Annotated in this window: 15 protein-coding genes; 1 reads left to right on the top strand and 14 read right to left on the bottom strand. The window is 34.4% G+C overall.

The window, feature by feature from the left end; translation table 11 throughout:
• Both F0000_RS28135 and F0000_RS14835 read right to left on the bottom strand, forming a co-directional pair.
• On the bottom strand, window positions 1–229 hold a 229-nt coding region (locus F0000_RS28135; protein WP_223148907.1), incomplete at its 3' end, for a hypothetical protein.
• Between the two features lie 332 nt (window positions 230–561).
• Window positions 562–1206: a hypothetical protein gene (locus tag F0000_RS14835; protein ID WP_149625512.1), complete on the bottom strand. Its 645-nt coding sequence runs from the start codon at window positions 1204–1206 to the stop codon at window positions 562–564.
• Window positions 1207–1828: 622 nt separating this feature from the next.
• Here F0000_RS14835 and F0000_RS14840 point away from each other — a divergent pair.
• Window positions 1829–3457 (top strand): S8 family peptidase, encoded by a 1629-nt coding sequence (locus F0000_RS14840; protein ID WP_149625513.1) that lies wholly within the window; start codon window positions 1829–1831, stop codon window positions 3455–3457.
• Between the two features lie 336 nt (window positions 3458–3793).
• Here F0000_RS14840 and F0000_RS14845 read toward each other — a convergent pair whose 3' ends face one another.
• The 12 genes from F0000_RS14845 to F0000_RS14900 form a co-directional block, all read right to left on the bottom strand.
• Window positions 3794–6361, bottom strand: coding sequence for a T9SS type A sorting domain-containing protein (locus F0000_RS14845; RefSeq protein WP_255452759.1), 2568 nt, complete (start codon window positions 6359–6361; stop codon window positions 3794–3796).
• A gap of 200 nt (window positions 6362–6561) precedes the next feature.
• Complete coding sequence (locus tag F0000_RS14850) at window positions 6562–8094, bottom strand: sulfatase-like hydrolase/transferase (RefSeq protein ID WP_149625514.1); 1533 nt, start codon at window positions 8092–8094, stop codon at window positions 6562–6564.
• On the bottom strand, window positions 8039–9535 hold the full coding sequence (locus F0000_RS14855; protein ID WP_149625515.1) for a glycoside hydrolase family 28 protein: 1497 nt from the start codon (window positions 9533–9535) through the stop codon (window positions 8039–8041). Before F0000_RS14855 ends, F0000_RS14850 begins: the two co-directional genes overlap by 56 nt.
• Window positions 9535–10938, bottom strand: a complete 1404-nt coding sequence (locus F0000_RS14860) for a glycoside hydrolase family 28 protein (protein WP_188112132.1) — start codon at window positions 10936–10938, stop codon at window positions 9535–9537. The genes F0000_RS14855 and F0000_RS14860 overlap by 1 nt, the downstream gene beginning before the upstream one ends.
• Before the next feature lie 44 nt (window positions 10939–10982).
• On the bottom strand, window positions 10983–13478 hold the full coding sequence (galB, locus tag F0000_RS14865; protein ID WP_149625516.1) for a beta-galactosidase GalB: 2496 nt from the start codon (window positions 13476–13478) through the stop codon (window positions 10983–10985).
• A 51-nt stretch (window positions 13479–13529) separates the two neighbouring features.
• Window positions 13530–13871 (bottom strand): L-rhamnose mutarotase, encoded by a 342-nt coding sequence (locus F0000_RS14870; RefSeq protein ID WP_149625517.1) that lies wholly within the window; start codon window positions 13869–13871, stop codon window positions 13530–13532.
• A gap of 3 nt (window positions 13872–13874) precedes the next feature.
• Window positions 13875–15203: an L-fucose:H+ symporter permease gene (gene fucP / locus F0000_RS14875; protein ID WP_149625518.1), complete on the bottom strand. Its 1329-nt coding sequence runs from the start codon at window positions 15201–15203 to the stop codon at window positions 13875–13877.
• Window positions 15204–15254: 51 nt separating this feature from the next.
• On the bottom strand, window positions 15255–16046 hold the full coding sequence (locus tag F0000_RS14880; protein WP_149625519.1) for an SDR family oxidoreductase: 792 nt from the start codon (window positions 16044–16046) through the stop codon (window positions 15255–15257).
• Window positions 16047–16061: 15 nt separating this feature from the next.
• Window positions 16062–16892: an amidohydrolase gene (locus F0000_RS14885; protein WP_149625520.1), complete on the bottom strand. Its 831-nt coding sequence runs from the start codon at window positions 16890–16892 to the stop codon at window positions 16062–16064.
• The gene (locus tag F0000_RS14890; protein WP_149625521.1) at window positions 16889–18361 is read right to left on the bottom strand and encodes a tagaturonate reductase; all 1473 of its coding nucleotides are present in this window, start codon (window positions 18359–18361) and stop codon (window positions 16889–16891) included. Before F0000_RS14890 ends, F0000_RS14885 begins: the two co-directional genes overlap by 4 nt.
• A 42-nt stretch (window positions 18362–18403) precedes the next feature.
• Window positions 18404–20056, bottom strand: a complete 1653-nt coding sequence (locus F0000_RS14895; protein ID WP_149625522.1) for a UxaA family hydrolase — start codon at window positions 20054–20056, stop codon at window positions 18404–18406.
• A 29-nt stretch (window positions 20057–20085) separates the two neighbouring features.
• Window positions 20086–21093: a zinc-binding alcohol dehydrogenase family protein gene (locus F0000_RS14900; protein ID WP_149625523.1), complete on the bottom strand. Its 1008-nt coding sequence runs from the start codon at window positions 21091–21093 to the stop codon at window positions 20086–20088.
• Between the last annotated feature and the right edge of the window lie 67 nt (window positions 21094–21160).

The raw sequence follows: 21160 nt of genomic DNA on the forward strand, positions 1-21160 counted from the left end.
TGTCAGTAGTTTGGTATTCTGACGACACTTCAAATCGACGACATATCGAGATATGTTGCTTATTTGAAGTAAAGTCAAGGTTGTCAAAGTAATGACCAGCAGGCAGAAGGGTTTTTAAACATACTCTTAAAATCTCTAAGTGGCTGGAGAGATATTCAGAATTGATCCATTTGCGATCAAAAATCCCTTTTATTTCTTCAATTTTAGCGATATCTTTGTTAGGTAGCATATTTTGTATTTGTTTGTCTTATAACTTAAAAATACAATAAAATCAAGGGTTTACCAAGGTTTTCATGCTACTTTTCCCTCTTTTTAACCTCCTTGAAAACCGATAAATACTAGGTGCTAAACTTCAGTAACAATGATCCTTAATTCTAAGAAAGAGCGTTGAAAAGTTTTAAAAAACCATCTAAATAATATTTTAGATGGTTTTTTATCTTTTTTGGGAATCAGAAATGGTCTAACCTCCTGGCCAAAATATCGAGGACGTTATTGAACGTCTTCAAAAGCTGTATAGAATTCCTCAAGACCTAAGCCTTGAGGAATCTGTTAGTTTTTTAATTAATCAAGAAAATAGCCTTCTACAGAAGAGATTCTATCGTCCAATCCTACTGGTGCGAAATTGGCAAAATTTGTAATTTGATTACGTATAGCAATTATGGTATGTACTCTGCCTGCTTTATTTGGGTGCTCATAAGCCTTTAAAACATAATTACGATTTGAATAATTTTCAACTTTTGCAGAAGATATGCGATCATCAAATCGATGTGGAGCTTGTTTTATAAAAGGGTAGTAGAATGCATTTCTACCAATAAGTGCACCACCTTGTGCAGTTGGATGATCATACAGTAAGGAAAGAACATCCAGAGAAGCTAATTTACGCTCAGGCGTACTGTTTTTTACTTCTACATTATATTGCTGAATATACTCTTCAAGATCTTCTTTGTTTTCAAATAAATAGATTTTGTCGGGATCACCTAGCTCCAAAGTGTTTCCTTGTTCTAGTAACCCTTCAACTTCATCGCTGAGCGATGACCGATTAAGTGCTCCGTTTTTGTCTACCGTTGTTTTAAACGCTTGGTTTTTAAAAATAAAAGAAATTTCTCTTTCCTGACTTTCGATTCCCTGGTTCTCGATAACTGTATCGTCTTTAGTACATGATACTACTGATACAAGTACTGCAATACATAAAAATAAATGTTTCATTTTTTAAGGTTTTAAAAAGTTTAATATTATTTTTTTTAAAGAAAACCGGTTTAATTTTAGTCAAATCTATTCATAAAATAAAGTTATAAATTCCCTGAATTCAGTGATTGTTATTTGCCCTGTTTACAGGGAGTTATCATAAATATTACAAAAGTTTTTTTGTTTTTTACAGGAGATAATTTCTTAAAAATAATTGTATTTGTTTTTTAATTTTTGATTTGAAAATAGTTATGTTGATTAAAGGTGCTAATGTATGGTTGAATCTGTATTTAAGTTACTTTTTGTAATTCTTTGTATGAATTATATAGATTTCTATATACTATATGTCATTGCAGATAGCAACATTGTTTTATCAGTTTTTCTGAGAGTTATCATAGAGAAGATGTTTCAAGAACATGGGTTTAAGGGACTATTACTTCTATGCGTATTTTGATATCCAGAATAGTATCCTTTTTTTTATAATTTATCAAAAAAATAAAAAAAAGTAGGGTTTTATCAATTTCATGTGTTTATGGTATTAAGACAAATATGACGATGTACAATTTGCGAAGAGCGTGCTTTTTTGTAGAAACTGTTCTTGATCATTTAATCTATTAAAACCTTAATTGTAAGACTTGGAATCATGAAAAAAATAATTATTCTAATCGCAATTGTATTATTGAATACGTGGATACAGGCGCAACAACCAAAACATATTCCTGGAGAAATCCTGGTTAAGCTAGAAGGGAATTACACCGGAAAATCATTACTTGAGGATTCTAAAAAATTACATTTACCAATACATAAATCTATTCTTGTTTCAAAAAGTTTGAACATCTGGAAATTCAGTTTCGATCAAAATAAAATGGATATTGATCAAATGATTCAACGAGTTTATAAGAACAAAAAAGCTGTAATAGTACAAGCAAATCATATTCTCAAAAAACGATCTACAACGCCTAATGATGTGGGGTATCGTCGACAATGGCAATATTTTCAGTCAAATGATAAAGATATAGATGCGGATGAAGCTTGGGATATTACTACCGGAGGAACCACTGCTGATGGTCGTGAAATTGTTGTAGCTGTTATTGATGATGGTATGCAGTTTGATCATCCAGATTTGGTTGATAATCTCTGGACGAATAGTCAGGAAATACCAGGAAACAATATAGACGATGATGGGAATGGTTATATTGATGATGTAAAAGGATGGAGTACTATTACAGATAATGATGATATAAAAGATGGAGGACACGGGACATCAGTATCTGGAATTGTTGGTGCCAAAGGAAATAATAGTATTGGTGTTTCTGGAGTGAATTGGGATGTAAAAATAATGGTTGTAGAAATAGGAAATGTGGATGTAGGGAATGTAGAGGGTGCGATAAAAGCATACACGTATATTTTAGACAATAGAAAGTTGTATAATGAAACTAATGGAGCCAAAGGTGCTTTTGTGGTGTGTACTAATGCATCTTTTGGTGTTGATTTCGGAAAACCAGAGGATGCTCCATTGTGGTGCGAATTATACGATACACTGGGGAAACATGGAATCCTGAATGCTGGTGCGACTATCAATGAAGAGGAAAATGTAGATGTTGTAGGAGACCTGCCTACTTCTTGTCCGAGTGAATTTCTTATTTCTGTAACAAATATAGCGCAAGACGATATTAAATTAAGTGAAGCTGGCTATGGAGCAGAAACCATAGATTTGGGCGCTCCAGGAGAAGGAGTTTATACTACCGCATCAGGAAATAGTTATGCAACCTTTGGCGGAACATCTGGAGCAACTCCACATGTCGCAGGAACCATAGCTTTATTATATGCAGCTCCAAGTGTTGATTTTGCTAATCTGGCGATACAAGACCCAGAGGAAGCTGCAAGAAAAGTAAAAAGCTATATTCTTGAAAATACAGACCCTAATACTAGCCTAGACGGTATTACAGTGACCGGAGGTAGACTAAACACATTCAAAAGCCTTCAGGCACTTATGGATGACCAAGTATTTCCTATTGATGATGTACAAACTGTATTTAGTGATGAACTTATTTTGTATCCAAATCCGGCAACAGATTTAATTAATTTTAAAACAAGGTCTAACGCTACCATAAATTCGGTTGTTATTCATGACACTAAAGGGAAAGTAATTAAGTCATATGAAAATAGTAGTAGCGCAGATATTTCTGATTTAAGTAAAGGGTCTTATATCATACGATATCAATTAAAGGGTGCTAGAGAGTTTAAGTACACCCTATTTTTAAAAAGGTAAGAAGAAACATTCCGCATAGCAGGGGATATTTTTATTCTGAAACTAAGATAAAAAGAGCATTTTATTCCAGTAGATTTATATGATACAATTTACGGGTGAGAATTTCGTAAAAATAATGGCAAGGATTTTTCGCTAGATTGATGAATCAAATTAAAGAATAGCCATAGCTATTGTTTCATTTTATGAAGAAAATATAGTAGAAAAAGAATGTCATTAGATGCGAAATTTTTATTCGTAAATCGTATGACAACAAGTATTAAAAAAGAAAAAAGGATTCATTTTTAGAACCCTTTTTCTTTTTTTATTACGTAAAAAATAAGACCTGCTTTAAGGAAATTATTTCTTGATAATTTTAAGGATTTTTTTTAAGTTTCTTTGTTCTTCTAGTATTTCTAAAAAATAAACACCATTTGATAAATAATCAAGTGAAATTTTTTGATTATTACCTGATAAAATTCCTTGTGTCAATTGCGCCCCCTGAAGGCTATAGATCTTAAATCCAACATCTTTTTCTGAATTTGTATGAACCACAATTTTATCATTAAAAGGGTTGGGGTATATTTTGATAGGAAAACTAGAAGTATCTGTGTGCTCATCTGTGGATAAAGTATTTTTCTTAACTTCTAATAACAAAACCTGTTCTGAAGCAATTACAAAATTATTGGTCAGCGTTGTTCCTTTTAATAAGTCTATAATTTCGATATCAGTATCATCACCTTGTAGTGATAAGTTGATAGTAGCATCAGTTAGACCTAAATTCACTAAAGAAAGAATGTTTTTACTCTCAGTTGTTTTGATTGATCTATGGGCTACACCTTTAAAATCAGCAACTGCGGTATTGGTTTCTGTAACTTCTACAACAAGATTGTGACCTCTTTCTTTTACCAAAGTTATTGTACGATCTTTAATTCCATTAGCACTTACATTTATAATTGTTCCTTCAGCGGGAGTTAATGTAGTTGTATGATTACGACCATATTCATCTTTTTTAAGACTTAGCGGATCCAGAAGTATAGTTCCTCCATCATTAAGATATTGTTGTAAGGTATTTAATTCATCAATGGTAACATATTCAGTATTGCTTATGACAATAAACTCCCAATCTCTATTGTTTTGGTTTTTGATAATATTTTCGGTAGCAAACCCCAATCGATATCCTTCAAAATAGATAGATTCATATAGATTACTAATCTGCGACATATGATTGTCTTTATTAATAGCTGAAGTCTCAGAGTAGAAAATCCTTATTGGGTTTTCAAGCTCTTGTAATAGTGAAATTTCCTCACCATAAGAATTAAGATCCATAATGGTGGCTTGAATTTCATTAAAAATACTGGGTTGCTGTGCAACGGTACCTGCGTGTACAAAATTAGGTTTGGTAATAGAACCATCTGTGTCACGAAGCCATACCCAATTGGTAGTAGCATCTAATCCATGAATAGTTGCCAGCCAATGAGAGGCTCTGGCATATGAAGGTTCCAGAAAAGAATCGGTGAACCTCACATTTGTAAGAAAATGTGCTTCAGAATTATAATTTATGGCAGTAGGATTCACAGAATGCATAAAATCATAGGACATAGTAGCTCCCAGCCATTCCATCGTATAGAAATCCTGCCATGGTAAAGTACCCCAAAGCAAAGAATTTTTCATAGATGCATCATTACCGATAATCTCAGTAAGACTTGTTAATGACTCAAAATCAAGTCCGTTATCGCGCGCATTGCCAGACCACTGTCCAGGAATCAATTTTATATGTGTTTTTGCTTCTTCATCATATTTTTTGATCTCATCGTGTAAAAATGTAAACCAATTTGTAACACGGTTTTGGTTAAATCGCATAAAATCATACCATTTAGGGTTTCCTCGAAGATCAGCAGGTATTGGTGTAACTATAGAATTTGCGGCAGCTTCAAAAGAATTAAATGAGGAGTTCCAAAGAGCATTCATAGTAGCTAATGAAGTGTGTTTTACTCTTAACCAATCAACAAATTTTGCTTTGGTATAAGGAGTAATATCTACGATATCCCAGGTTCCAACAGTATTCCAGTGAGGTTCATTAGTAAGCATATATCCTAACTTACTTATGTTTTTACCTTTATAAATAGGAACCAGATCTTTGAATAATACTTCATGCATTACTTTTGCCTGTGGATGATCAATATCAAAAGCAGTGAATTCTGAGCGACCTTCCTGAATATCAGGGTAATCTGTTAGTATAAAATCTGGGATGAGAGATTGTCCTAAAAAAGGAGATCCAAAATTCCCTGTTTTAAGATTATTAGTTAACCAGTTTACCAAATTAGGGTTCGTTACAAGAGTTCCGTCTGATGATTTTCTTAACATCCTCAGATCAAAGAAATCACCTCCAAGATCACCAAAATACTCAGTCAGACTAAAGGAATCCAACGAATTGTTTTTGAAATTCCAATCATTAACAAATACAGGAGTACCATTCTGGGTAATTCTTGTACCGTTAATTTCTAATTGATCCCATTGTATCTCAGGTGTTGGTTTTCTGGTTTCCTCTTTGTTGATCAGCTGGGTCAGTTTCCTAATATTCTGATCTAAAACTTTTATAATTTCTTCTCTTTCATATTCAGGTATTCTTTCTGCTAATTCTGCAGGAGTAGGTTTTGGTACTCCAACGGGAATCGAATTGTGAGCAGCAAACTCAGCTTCGTTTATGGCTTTATTATTTTCATCCCAGGTTGCACAAACCAGAAAGATTTCTGCCACACGTATTCCCATTTTTTCCTGAGTAGTATCAATACCTTCTGATTCTGCGGTATTGATTAATATGGTAAGTTCATCAATTTTTGATCGAGCTTCTTGCTCTAGTGATTGCGAAAAACTAAGTAAACTTAGCATACAAAAGAAGCTGAAGAGTCCCCATTTTTGATTCATAATAATATTTTTTTAATTGGTTGACGTTTGCATTTATATAATGAACGTAATGTCATTAGTATATTGTATGAAATGAAATATTTTGAACCATTTTACAGATCTGTTTTTCATTAGAAGTAGTGTTTTCAAAATAAATGGCTATGGTCGTAAAACCCTTGTTGAATGAAGAAATGATCAGTATAGCGAGTGCGGAGTTTGTATTAATAATACTCCCAAAAATCGTATTTTTCTCCAGAGATATTCTCTTTTTTATCACCTAATTCTAAAGCCTTACTTTTCATTTCATTCTTCATAGTTTCTAATATCGCTTTATATTGTGGTTGAAAAGATAAATCAATTGTTTCCCAGGGGTCTTTTTTAAAATTAAAAAGTTGAGTAACTCTGGACCCTGTTATGAATTCTCCTTTGTTTTTGTTAAAATTTTTAGCCCTTACATATTCGATTAACTTATAATCTCCTTTTCGGTATGCCCGCTGAAACTGTTTATAGGCGTGATATGTGTATTCACGATGCTGCGTTTGTTTGTTTTGTATACTAGGTAGTAAGCTTTTTCCTGTAATTGTTTTGGGTTTATTGATTTGGGTAATGTCACATATAGTAGGAAAAATATCATGAATATAAGTATACGAGTTTATTTTAAGTCCTTTGTCTTTTATGACACCTCCCGCCATAACAAAAGGCACATGAACTCCATCTTCATCATATATATTTTGTTTTCCGATTAATCCGTGATTTCCCACTGCGAGTCCACTGTCTCCCGCAAAAACAATAAGTGTATTCTCATAATTTCCACTTTCTTTAAGAGCAGAGATTACCTTACCTATCTGAGTATCCAGATGTGTAATAATAGCATAGTAATCTGCCAGATGCTGTTTCGCAATTTCTTTAGTTCTGGGCCAGGGTGCTAATTCTTCGTCCCTCAATACCATATGTCCATTATCAAAGGGATGTTGAGACATATAAGATGGTGGAAGCGTCATAGTTTTTGGGGTATACTTGGCACGATATTTTTCGGGAGCTTGTCTCGGGTCGTGCGGAGCATGAAATGCAAGGTATAGTAAGAATGGTTTTTTCTTGCGGTATTCTTTTATAAATAGAGAAGCACTTTCTGCAAAAATTTCAGAGGTATGAGGACCATTCTGCTCTGTTCCAGTAGGTCCTTTTTTATCGTCTTTGTTCAGTGATCTTCGAGTAATCTTACCTTTTTCGTCATAGGTAAGTAAATAAGCATCTTCTTTTTTAAACGCTCCTTTTTTATCCCAATCCCATAATGGCATTCTAAAATGGTCTGTTAAATAAACTCCACGACCCATAATCTTATCTCCAGAATCAAAAGAACGGATTAAAGATGCATTATCCTGATGCCATTTTCCAACAATATGAGTGTAATACCCAGCTTTTTTAAAAGTCTCACCGATCGTTTTATGTTCTTTTGGGATTACATGTCCCTGACCCTTTAACTGAAAAACATTTCTGCCAGAGAGCAACATGGCCCTACTAGGTACACAGGTGGCTCCCGAAAAAGATCCCATTAAATATGTATTGGTAAAAGAGATTCCATCATTTACAAGGCTATCCATATGGGGAGTTTCAACCTGTTGACCACCGAGTGCATGAACTCCTGTATATCTATGGTCGTCTGTGTATATAATTAAAACATTTGGTTTTTTATTACTTTCAGAGATGTGTTTTTGTGCTTTTATTGAGTTCATCGAAACTAATAATAGCACCATTCTTATTAGAAATGATTTTAACTTTTTGCTGATCTTGTGTGCTTTCAATGCCATCTTTGATACTTTTTTTTACATCATTTAAAAAAATGGGTGGTCGTTGGTCGTTGGTGTCAGTTTTAAAATGTATGTTAGACATCTCCAGATACTCCAGATGTCTTCCAAAGATTCCGTACCCAGGTAATACCTCAAAAAAACTATATTCAGGATATTTATCAACTTGTTCACTAACCTCTTTGATTCCTGAAGAGATACCACCTCCAGGGAGTGTGATATCTATATTTTGAAGTTTTATAGTTCCTATTTTATGATTAGGTGTTCCGGTTATAAAAATTCCTGAAGGAGGCGATATCCTTGATGTTTTCAGGTTTCTTGTAGAGCCAGTTATATTTTTAATTGTTACATTGTGTATAGAACCTACTTTTTGCCTGGAGGCATTTCTATATGTTCTGAGTCGTTCACCAAGACGAATAAAAACAGGCATGTCTACAGAATCCATTTTAATGCCATCAATATCAATATCATGAATATTAGCACCATCAACACTCAACATTTTTATGCCACCGCCACGTGTATCTCTGATCTGGCAATCTCTAATTTGAATATTATAAAAATCGCCCATCGATTCAGTGCCAAATTTTAAAGCCCCCCATTCACTTTTTAGCGTACAATTAGTTACTTTAATTGTATGGGTTGGTAATGGACTGGTGGTTTTAAAACAAATAGCATCATCTCCCGTATCAATTGAACAGTTTTTGATGGTTGCATTAAAACTAGAATCCAGATCAATACCATCATTGTTATGATGTGCGTGACTATAGATAGAGATATTATCCACCATAATATCATGAGACTGATAGAAATGACAGGTCCAGGCCGCTGGTTGACGTAATTTTATATCTCTGATTGTTATAGTAGACGATTTTACAAATCGTAATAAAAATGGGCGATTGATGCCAAATTTTTTGTCAGTGTCATCAATACCCAGTTCTTTTTTCTTGACAACGATATTTTTATGTAAAAATGCGGTTCCATTTCCATCAATAGTCCCTTTTCCAATAATTTTAATATTTGAAGCATTTACCGCACCTATTAGGCAGTTACCACGTTCTTGCCCCGTAGCATCTACAAACGTATCAATACTCTGATAATCGTTAGGATTAGAACTCCCTATCAAGCTGGCATTCTCATTAATATGTATAGTTACATTATCTTTTAATAAAACAGTACCACTGATATATATACCTTCTTTGATAACTACAGTTCCTCCTCCTTTTTTATGGCAGGCATCAATTGCCAGTTGGATCGAACGGGTATTAATTTGTATACTATCCCCAACAGCTCCATAATCACGAATGTCAAATTGTCCGTCTTTTATCACGTTAGTACAGGAAATAACCGATATGAGAATTCCCCAAATAAAAATAATAGTTCTAAAATTCATTAATTATTCCTTTTAACTGAGCTGTTAGCAATTGGTTTTCTATTGGCATATGCATTAGAAACTTCTCCGTCTATGACATCATCAAAAATAATGGGTAGCCTTGCATCTTTTTTTATAGTGGTTAAGTGTATATTATCAAGATACAATCCTTTAATATGTCTTGCATAGATTCCATAAGAAGGCAAAGTGCCTATCAGATGAAACTCTGGCCACCAATTTTTTAAGACGTCAAGTGTATATTCTTTAAGAACTGTTTTTTTGGCATCTTCTACAGTTCCTTCTCCAGAAACAGTCATTCTAATATTTGAAAGTGTTATATTTTCTATATAATGATCCGTTATTCCGGTTATAAAAATAGCAGCGTCTTTATTCAGATCACGATTATCTATTACCATATTACTGAATATAAAGTCTCGCATAGATTTCATAGGATACATTTCTTCTGGTGCATCTACGCAAGCTTTCTGTTGCGCAAAAGTCATAAAAATAGGTCGGGGAACATTCTTCATAATCAGATTAGAGAACACCATGTTTTTCATTTTACCACCTTCATTCATCTGTATTTTTAAGCCGGTATCATCAATATCACTAAAGGTACAATTACTCACGGTTACAGATTCAAAATTCCCTCTGGAGAGAAGCCCAATCCGCATACCTGCCCATTTACTTTGGAAAGTACAATTGGTAATCACTACATTTTTGCACGGAATATCAGGTTGAGAAGCCTGTAAACAAATAGAATCATCACTGGTATTAAAAGAACTATTTGATACACGCACATTAGAACATCCATCAAAATCGAGACCATCTCCGTTATGATTAACCCTACTATGAATCTTGATTCCATCCACAACAATTTCGTTACAATATAAAAATGCAGAAGTCCAGGCAGCAGGGTTAATAATCTGTACATCTCTTATATGTATATCCGTACTATTCATGAACCGAATGAGCATGGGGCGACCTGTTTCTTTATTAAAATTCTTAGGGTGACCATTTCCATCAATAGTTCCATATCCTTCAATACTTATTGATTTAACTCCATCAGCAAAGATCAGACAACGATCCATATGAGGTTCGTTTTTATACATATTCTTATGTGTATTATCAGAATAATCTTTGATATAAGGACTTCCTAATAAGATTGCTCCATTTTCTATATGCAGTGTAACAAAGTCTTTTAAAAAAATAGTGCCAACAAGTACTTTTTTGCCAGCAGGTATTAATACAGTACCTCCGCCATTTTTTGTAGCAGTATCTATTGCCTTCTGTACTGCTTGAGTGTCTTTATGGATTCCATTACCGATGGCACCAAAATCCAATACGTTATATTCCTTAGAAAAACAGCATGAAACTGCAAATAAGAAACAAATCATTATTAATTTTTCATTATATCTGATCATAACTATTTGTTTTATTATTTGCAATTAATATTGTTTTGTATTCTCTATTTTGACAGGAGTACAATCGTTTCAGTAGTCAAACCATCTGCTGTAGCTTTTATAGTAATCTTGCCGGGTTTTTCTTGAGATCTAACAATCAATTGGCACAGTCCGTTAAATGCTTTTCTAGAATTAGCCTGAAAAGATTCTAAAGAAGTTTGATCACCATTTCCTACGGCAGCTAGAACTCCTGCGCCTGATATTTCGAATTGTATTTTATTATTTGCTCTGGGACATAGATTTCCGGATTTATCCTCTATCCTTATGGTAATGAAGGAAAGGTCTTCTCCATCGGCATTGATTTCTGTTCTGTCAGCAATTAATTTTATTCTAGCAGGAGCACTGGCAGTTTTAATTTCTTTTTCGACAACTGCGGCACCATTTTTATATCCAATAACTTTAATACTTCCAGGTTGGTAGGGTACATTCCAGGAAAGTCTGTATTTAGAAGTATACATTCCTTTTTTGAATCCATGAAATTCTGCAGGGAGTTTTGTTGTGTCTACTCCTTTTATTTTTTTACCAAAGGATTTTCCATTTACAATTAACTCAACCTCATCGCAATTGGTGTAAGAGTATATGGGGATATTATCTCCTTCTTTGCCTTCCCAGTTCCAATGTGGTAATACGTGAACCATAGGTTCAGATGTCCACTGACTTTGGTATAAGTAATATCGATCTTTAGGAAAACCGCAAAGATCTACTGGAGCAAAATAAGATGATTTTGAAGGCCAGTCATCATTCCAATACCCATCCGTAGAGTTATCTCTTCCTCCATATGGAGTGGGTTCACCAAGATAATCAAATCCTGTCCAGATAAACTCTCCCAATGAAAAAGGATTTTGTTTCTGAAAATCGAATTCTACATCAGGAGGATATGCCCATACAGGTCCGGTATTTACATCATAACTGGATACATGTCCGGTTTCTTTTTGGTGTAATGCTTGTATAGGAAATTGATATTCTCCACGGCTACTGGTTTGTGATGAGGTTTCAGATCCATAAATAATCATCTCGGGATTTTGCTCTTTAATTTCTGCATAATTAGCTGGGTGATAGTTAATCCCTACGACATCCACCTGATATGCTAGTTTATTAACAAAAGGAGCCGGGTAATAATTAAATCCAATAGTTGTTGGCCTGGTATTATCCTCATTGTGACAAATATCATTAAGTCGCTTTGTAAGTATCCAACCATCTTTTTCTGCCTGTTCCAAAATTTCATTTCCAATACTCCACATAATAACCGAAGGATGATTACGATCTCTTTTGATCATATCTCGTAAATCTTTCTCATGCCATTTGTCAAAGTATTTATTATATCCGTTAGGGACTTTCCCTTTTTTCCACTCATCAAAAGCTTCTACAATGACAACAATCCCAAGACGATCACAAACTTCTAATAGCTCTGGTGAAGGAGGATTATGACTTGTTCTCAATGCATTTACTCCCATACTTTTCATAATTTGCATCTGTCTTTCTTTTGCTCGATAGCTTATGGCAGCTCCTAAGGCTCCCTGATCATGATGCATACAAACCCCGTTAAGTTCTACAGGGGTGTCATTTAGAAAGAATCCTTTATTTGCATCAAAACGAATAGAACGTACTCCAAAAGTACTTTTATAGGAGTCGATTAGATTTTTATCTATTTTTAGATTGCTTTCTGTTGTGTAGAGATACGGAGTATGAATATCCCACAATTTAGGGTTTGATATTTCTATAGTTTGTGCAACAGATTTTTCTGATCCATGTGTTAACGCTACAGTAGAAGAAGTAGAATCTACTACATTTCCGTTAGCATCTTTTATAATAGTCTCTAGTATTACATTAGAAGGTGTACCTACGTTTTTTACCTTGGTTTTTATACTAACAATTGCTTTTTGATCTGTTATTTCTGGCGTAGTGATATAGGTTCCCCATTGAGAAATATGAACTGAATTGTTAATTTTTAGCCTGACATTGCGATAGATTCCTGCTCCTGTATACCATCTTGCTGCAAGATCTTCTGGGGATAATTGAACAGCGATGACATTATCTTCTCCAAATTTGATATGAGGGGTTAAATCAAATTCAAAACCGATATATCCATAAGGTCTTTCGCCAATATAATTACCATTAAGCCAGACTTTGGCATTGTTCATAGCGCCATCAAATTCTATAGAAATTTGTTGATTTTGATGTTTCTTGTCTATAGTAAAATGTTTTCTATACCATCCTGTGCCATGAACAGGAAGCCCACCAGTTCTGGCATTGTATTTATTATCAAAAGGTCCTTCGATCGCCCAATCATGTGGTAAATTTAGACTACGCCACTTAGAATCATCTAGACCGATAGTTTCGCCTCCTTCAATTACTCCTTTACTAAAAAGCCACTTTTTATTGAAGTTTTGATCCTCTACAGGTGGTAACTTTTCTATGTTTTTTGAGCAAGAAATACATACAGTAAATAATGGTAATAACCAGAATAATATTGAAATTATTGGAGATTTAATTAGATTCATGTGCTTTGCTTTTGGTTAGGTTGAAATCTTGATTTTAAACAGGGAATACTATTATAATTTGAATATTTGTTCCATCGGCACCCATTTTTCATCGTTTTCTGCCCAAGGTAATCTTTGTTGGAATGTATCCATTAAAGTTTCCCATTCTTTAACCTTTGGATTCTCAGCATCCATAGCGGCTTTTTTTACCGGATCAAAGGTGTCATCCACTTCCATGATCATAAAGAGTCGATTTCCGGTAAGATAAATTTGCATATCTACAATTCCCGCATCTTTAATACTCTTAGTGATTTCGGGCCACTCATTACCAGCGGCATGGTATTTTTTATATGTTTCTATCAGTTTTGGATCGTTTTTTAGATCACAGGATAGACAATATCTTTTGGTATTCATTTTTTAACTGTTTTTTTGAATTTTAGAAACATATAAACCGTAAAGCCCCACTACAGCGACACATATTAAAGGCATAATAAATGAGAATTTTACTTCTGGAATTCCAAGGATTAAGGTGTCTGCTAACTGGTCTCCTCCTATATCAATAATCAACCCTTGTATTGGAGGAAAAATAGCTCCTCCTACAATTGCCATTACCAAAAAGGCAGAACCTACTTTTGCCTCATCACCCATATCTTTTAGTGCAATACCATAGATTGTTGGGAACATAATAGACATAAAAACAGAAATACATACTAATGATATCAGTCCCGGCATACCTGGCATTAAGATTGCACCGGTACAGCAAATAATAGCTAATAGCGCAAATAATGAAAGTAGTCTGGGAGCTTTGAGCTTACTTAAGAGTGCAGTTCCAAGAAAACGACCTCCGAGAAATATCCCCATAGCAATCATGTTCCAATAAGTAGCATTTAATTCTCTGCCAGCAGCTCCTGTTTCATTGATATACTGAACATATTGGTATATAGCTGTCCAGCACATGATTTGGGCACCTACATAAAACATTTGGGCAATAACACCTGGAAAAAAAGCTTTTTTAGCAAATATTTTTTTGATAGATTCTTTAAAAGTTAATGATACTTGTTCTTGTACAGTTGGGATTTTTGTCACTAAAACTAACCCTAAAATAATCAAAACAACTACACCAATACCTAAATAAGGATAACTTATGATACTTAGATCTTCAGTCTTTATGGATGCTTTTGCTGCTTGATCAAGAGCAGCATAAGATTCTTCATTATATTTAGCGGATTGTATTTGCCCTAGTACAACAAATTGAGCAATCATCATACCTGATAAAGATCCAATTGGATTAAATGATTGAGCCAGGTTTAATCGTTGTGTGGCAGTCTCTTTTGCACCCAAAGATAGAATCAAAGGGTTGGACGTAGTTTCTAATAAAGCTAAACCACAAGTGATAATATAAAGTGACAACAGAAAGAAACCATAACTCTCTAAACTGGAAGCAGGAAAAAACATAAATGCTCCAAATGCATATAATAGTAATCCTAAGATTATTCCAGATTTATAACTTTTCCACCTAATAAATAAGGCTGCAGGTAATGCCATACATCCATATCCAAAATAAAATGCAAACTGAACCAGATAGGCTTGAAACCAGCTTAGTTCCGGCATTACTTTTTTGAAAGCAGTAACCATTGGATTTGTAACATCATTTGCAAAACCCCATAAAGCAAAAAGAGTCGTAATAACAATAAAAGGGACTAGTAATTCCTTACTTACAATAGGAGTTTTTTTGATATTTTCCATAATCTATTAGGTATTGTTAGTGTTAATAATATTAGATTCTATATTGATTATTTATTCTGTCAATAATGCTCTGTCCAGATGAACATATCCACCATCAATAGTAATAAATTGCCCGGTAGTATGGGAAGATTTTTCTGAAATCACAAAAAGACAGGTATCTGCAATTTCTTGTGGAGAGGTCATACGATTTTCTAATGGTATTTTTTTTACAATAGCTTGTAATTTTTCTTCACCATTTTCTAAGGTTTTGATCCAATTATCATAGGCAGGTGTCCAACTTTCTGCAATAACAATTGCATTGGATCGAATTCCATCTTTAATTAAATCTACAGCCCATTCTCTTGTTAATCCCAGGACACCTCCTTTAGAAGCGGCATATCCCGAGGTACCCCCTTGTCCTGTTAGCGCTACTTTAGAACCAATGTTTAGAATGTTTCCCTTTACTTTTTTGATATAAGGAAGACAAAATTTAGTCATTGCAAAAAAACTTACCATATTGAGTTTAAGGGAGTACATAAAATCATCAATAGAAGCATCTAATCCAACGCCATCATTAACCCCCACATTATTGATCAAAGCATCAATTCTGCCATATGTGTCACCAATTTTTTTTGCAGCCATTTCAATTTGGTCAGCATCAGAAAGATCAGTCTTTACAAAGATGGAATTGATACCTCTCTCTTGTAGCTCTTTTTCATACCCAAATCCACGATCATTTCTACAAACAATGACAGGTATTGCTCCTTCATCTGCTAATGTTTGTACAATAGTTTCTCCAATACTTCCCTTGATCCCTGCAGCACCGGTAACTACAACTACTTTATCTTTTAATTTTAAATCCATAATATATTTTTTGGTCTAGTGCAGCTGATAAAATTCAACGGCATTGCCTCCCATAATTTTTTGTTGATCTTCGTTGGTAAACGTACTGATATAGGTGTCAATTATTCCTTTTACAGATTGATATGTTCCTCCTAAAAGGCAAACCGGCCAATCTGAACCATACATAATTCTATCTGTTCCAAAAATTTCGAAAACTATATCTAGATAAGGAACGAAATCATCATATTTCCAGTTTTTCCAATCTGCTTCTGTAACCATTCCGGAAACTTTGCAATACACATTTTTATGTACTGCTATTTGGCGCATATATTTTTCCCAATCTTCTATATGTCCTTCTTTTATATTTGGTTTTGCAATATGATCTATAACAAAACGGTGTTCCGGAAATTCATTAATCAATTGCACTGTAGCTTCTAGTTGTGCAGGGAATATTAAAATATCATAAGCGAACCCATATTCTTTTAATAAAGCGATCCCTTTTTTAAATTGCTCGCCAATTATAAAATTAGGATCAGCTTCATCCTGTACTACATGTCTGAAACCTTTTATTATTTTATATTGGGCGTAATGCTGCAAGCGTTCTCTCAGGTTTTCTGAACGTAGATCTACCCATCCGACGATTCCTTTTATGAAACTATTTTTCTTTGCAAGACTCAAAAGGAAATCAGTTTCGTTTTCAGATTGATCTGCCTGAACTGCTACGCATCCGTCTATTCCATTTTTTTGATATACTTGATAAAGATCTTCCGGTAGATAATCTTGTTGCAATACTTTCATTTGATCATTAATCCAACTGTGTTTTACTGGATGATATTGCCAAAAATGTTGATGAGAATCTATGGTCATACTAGTGATTTGTGGTCTGTAATTTGTTTCATTGTAGCCTTTACTCCAAGCTGTTCTATAAACTGTAGATTTTGGACTACTTCTTTTGATAATCCATGTATCTTATCCAGATCTTCTCCCCAGATATCTGAATTTTTAAGAGAAACTAACACTAATTCTTCATAAGAAATAAGTTTATCCTCCTTTTTTTTCCAATTATTTCTGAAAAAATCTAGTATTTCAGTATTGTCGTTTAGATTGATATTTTCATTATTATATTCCCCTTTGTACATTCTTATTAAACATGAAAATGCAAATACAATACGTTTTGGCAGCTGTCCATTTTCTATAACACACTCTTTAATAGCTGGAAGTAAGCGTGTTACAAATTTTGAACAGCTATTAAGTGAAATATTAATAAGAAAATGTTTTAATGTAGGGTTGCGAAACCTATCTAAGGTATCGTTTACAAACTTGTGTACTTCATCTTGTGGGAGATTGGTAAGTGTAGTAATAATTTCATTACTCAGTAATTCCTCAACAAAAGTACTTATATCAGTATCGTTCATTACTTCTTTTACGGTGCGTACTCCTGATAAATATCCTACAGGAACCATAGCTGTATGTGCTCCATTAAGAATACGTACTTTCATTTCCCGATATTCAGTAATGTCATCTACGAATTGGACGTGTAAGTTTGTCTTATGAAAGGGTAATTCTTTTTGGGTTGCATCGTTTGCTCCTTGTATAATCCAACTATGATATTGTTCTCCTGCAACCAGGAGTTTGTCTTCAAAATCAATTTGAGCTCTTATTTTTTCTGCTCTTTCTGTTGGATAGCCTGATACAATTCTATCGACTAGTGTATTACAAAAATAATTATGTTCTTTTATCCAGTTGCCAAATTTGGTTTTTAGTTTCCAATGTTCAGCATATTGTAAAACAACAGATTTTAATCTGTCTCCATTCTGCTCAATCAGTTCACAGGGGAGTATGATACATCCTTTATTGGTATCACCTTCAAAATATTGAAAACGATGGTATAACCAGCGTGTTAGTTTGGCAGGAAATTCTTTGGGAGGTGCATGATCCAGTGCATCAGTGTCTGAGAATTGTATACCAGCCTCTGTTGTATTAGAAACAATAAAACGCATTTCTGATTGCTCTGCCAGCTCTAGATACTTCTGCCATTGTCTATAGGGATGTATAGTTCTGCTAATACTTTTAATAAGAGTCACTTCAGAAACGAGATTGCCATTTTTATAACCGTCCAAGGCTACGTGAAAAAGACCGTCCTGCTCCTTTAGTTCTTGGTACTCTCCTTTTTCTGTAGGTTTAATAACTACAACACTCCCGTTAAAATCAGTGGTTGAATTGAGTACATGAAACATCCAGTCGGTAAAGGCCCTTAAAAAATTCCCTCCTCCAAACTGTAAAATGCGTTCGGGAGCTTTTTTTCTTGTTGAGATGGTTTTTTCTTGTTTTTTCATTCGTTATTGTACTACCTTTTTTTAACTGTTTTTAGCATTATATCATAGCGATATTCCTCTTTTCCAGGGGATAAAGTCATTTTGACCATTTTTTTCGGCTTTTGTTTCAATAGTTCCGCTGGCAACCTTTATGATATATTCCAGTGTTTTTTCTCCCATGGATTCTATGGTATCTTCTCCAGAAATAATAGTACCGGCATTGAGATCCGTAATATCATTCATTTGCTGAAACAATCTTGTATTACTAGACATTTTAAGAACAGGTGTAATTGGATTTCCTGTTGGAGTGCCCAGTCCAGTTGTAAACACAATTATATTAGCACCACTTCCTGCCAGTCCTGTAGTGCTTTCTACATCATTTCCGGGCGTGCAAAGCAGGTTTAATCCTGATGTAGTTACTTTTTCTGTGTAATCTAATACAGCAGTCACGGGGGAAGTACCTCCTTTTTTTGCTGCTCCAGCCGATTTCATGGCATCTGTAATCAATCCATCTTTAATATTTCCTGGAGAAGGATTGTTCTCGAATCCAGATCCTACTTCTATAGCTTTTTTTGCATAGGTTTTCATAATAGATGCAAATTTCTCTGCATCTTTCTTTTGCAGACACCTGTTAATCAATTCCTGTTCTACGCCATTTAACTCAGGAAACTCAGCTAAAATGGGAGTTCCACCCAATTCTGTCAATAGATCAGATGTGTATCCTAATGCGGGATTCGCTGAAATCCCAGAAAAGCCATCAGATCCTCCACATTCTAATCCAAGGATAAGTTTACTGATGGGAGCTGGCTTTCTTTCAATTTTATTCGCTTCAATTAATCCAACAAACGTGTGCTTAATTGCTGCTTCTATAAGTAAATCTCCGTTTTCAATTTTTTGTTGTTCCAGATAATGGATAGGTTTTGAAAAGTTGGGGTCTTTTAACTCAATAGCCTTTTGCAACATATCTATTTGTGCATTTTGGCAACCTAAACTAAAAATGGTTGCACCAGCTACATTGGAGTTTGTAATATATCCTGCCAGCAGGTGACATAATGTTTCAGCATCTTGCCGGATACCACCACAACCGCCATCATGTTTTAAAAACTTGATTCCATCCACATTAGAGAATAAACGGTTTTTAGAAGATGTTTTCTGAGATGAAGTAATGGTAGTATTTAATAACTCTTCAGATGTGGCGCCAGATTTATATTTCTCGATTAGAGTATTTGTATCTACTCCAAAATCTTTTTGGGTTTGATATCCTAATGTGTCTAATAAAGCATCTTCCAAAATTTCCAGATTTCTATTTTCGCAAAAAGTTAGTGGGATCACTAACCAATAATTACGAGTTCCTACACTACCATCTTTTCTATAATATCCATCAAACGTTTTAGTACTGAATTTTGTGATATTAGGTTTTGTCCATTCCAGACTTTCCTGGCTGGTATTAAACGTTGCAGAAGCATGTTTTGTGTTCTCTGTTGTTATAGCACAACCTTGATCAATAGGAAGAATAGCTTTGCCGATGAGTACGCCATACATGAATATGGAATCACCTTTTTCGAATTTGTTTAGGGCAAATTTATGCTTTTCTTTTATGTTTTCTTTTAGCGTAAAGGTAGTTCCTGCAATATCAATCAATGTGCTTTCTGGTAAATATTGTATGGCAACAATAATATTATCTCTTGGGTCTATTTGGGTATAACTTTTTGACACGTGAAAGGGCTTATTTTTTTGTAATCTAATTAAAAGTCAATAGTTGCTTTTATTACTCCGGTTTCAGGTTTTGTCCAACTATCAAAATTTGAAATCATTTCAGAAAAAGGAACATTATGAGTGATAAAAGATCCGGTCGGGAATTGGGGTAAAACTTTTATTACATGTTCAAAATCCTCAATAGTTGCATTTCTACTGCACATCAGTGTTGTTTCTTTTGCGTGGATTTTGGGATGGGCGAATTGCAATTCACCCTTTGACAATCCTACAAGGATGTATCTACCGCCATGAGCCATATAATCTGGTCCTGCTTCTAATGCTCCTTTATAACCGGTGGCATCAAAAACCGCAGTTGCCATATCCCCATTTGTAATATCAGAAATTTTGGAAACAGGATCTTTTGTGACGTTAATTACATAATCTGCTCCAATTTCATTTTTAGCATATTCCAGTCGCGTATCATTCATATCTAAAGCAATTACTTTTGCACCTTGGATTTGGGCTAATTTTATAATTCCGATTCCGATTGGACCGCAACCCACCACGACTACAAATTCTTCTGGTTTAATGGCTGCTCTTCTGATAGCATGTGCTCCAATTGCCAGTGGTTCTACGATCGCAATTTCATCATATGATAAGTCATTTGCAGGAATCAACAAATCAGTTCTAACGGTGATTTGCTCTTGCATTCCTCCATCTGTATGTACCCCAAGTACTTCTATATTAGTACAGCAGTTGGTTTTACCTTTTCTACAGGCGATACAAGTACCACAGCTTACATACGGCATGATAACTACTTTATCACCTTTTTTGATATTTCTTGCGTTTTTATCTATATCTATAACTTCTGCAGCTAATTCATGACCTAAAATCTTTGGGTAAGTGAAAAATGCTTGATTTCCAGAATATGCATGAAGGTCGGTACCACAAATCCCTACTTTTTTTACCCTCAGAAGGGCTTCATCATTATTTCGGATAGGTGTTTTTTTTTCTTCTAATAGAAACATTCCAGGTTTCTGGCAAACGATGTATTTCATTTATGTATATTAATTGTTTTAGAGATAAGATGTAATCTTTGATAATAATAACCATTTTTTAGTATGT

The organism is Aquimarina sp. RZ0 (assembly GCF_008370685.1).
Lineage (GTDB): Bacteria > Bacteroidota > Bacteroidia > Flavobacteriales > Flavobacteriaceae > Aquimarina.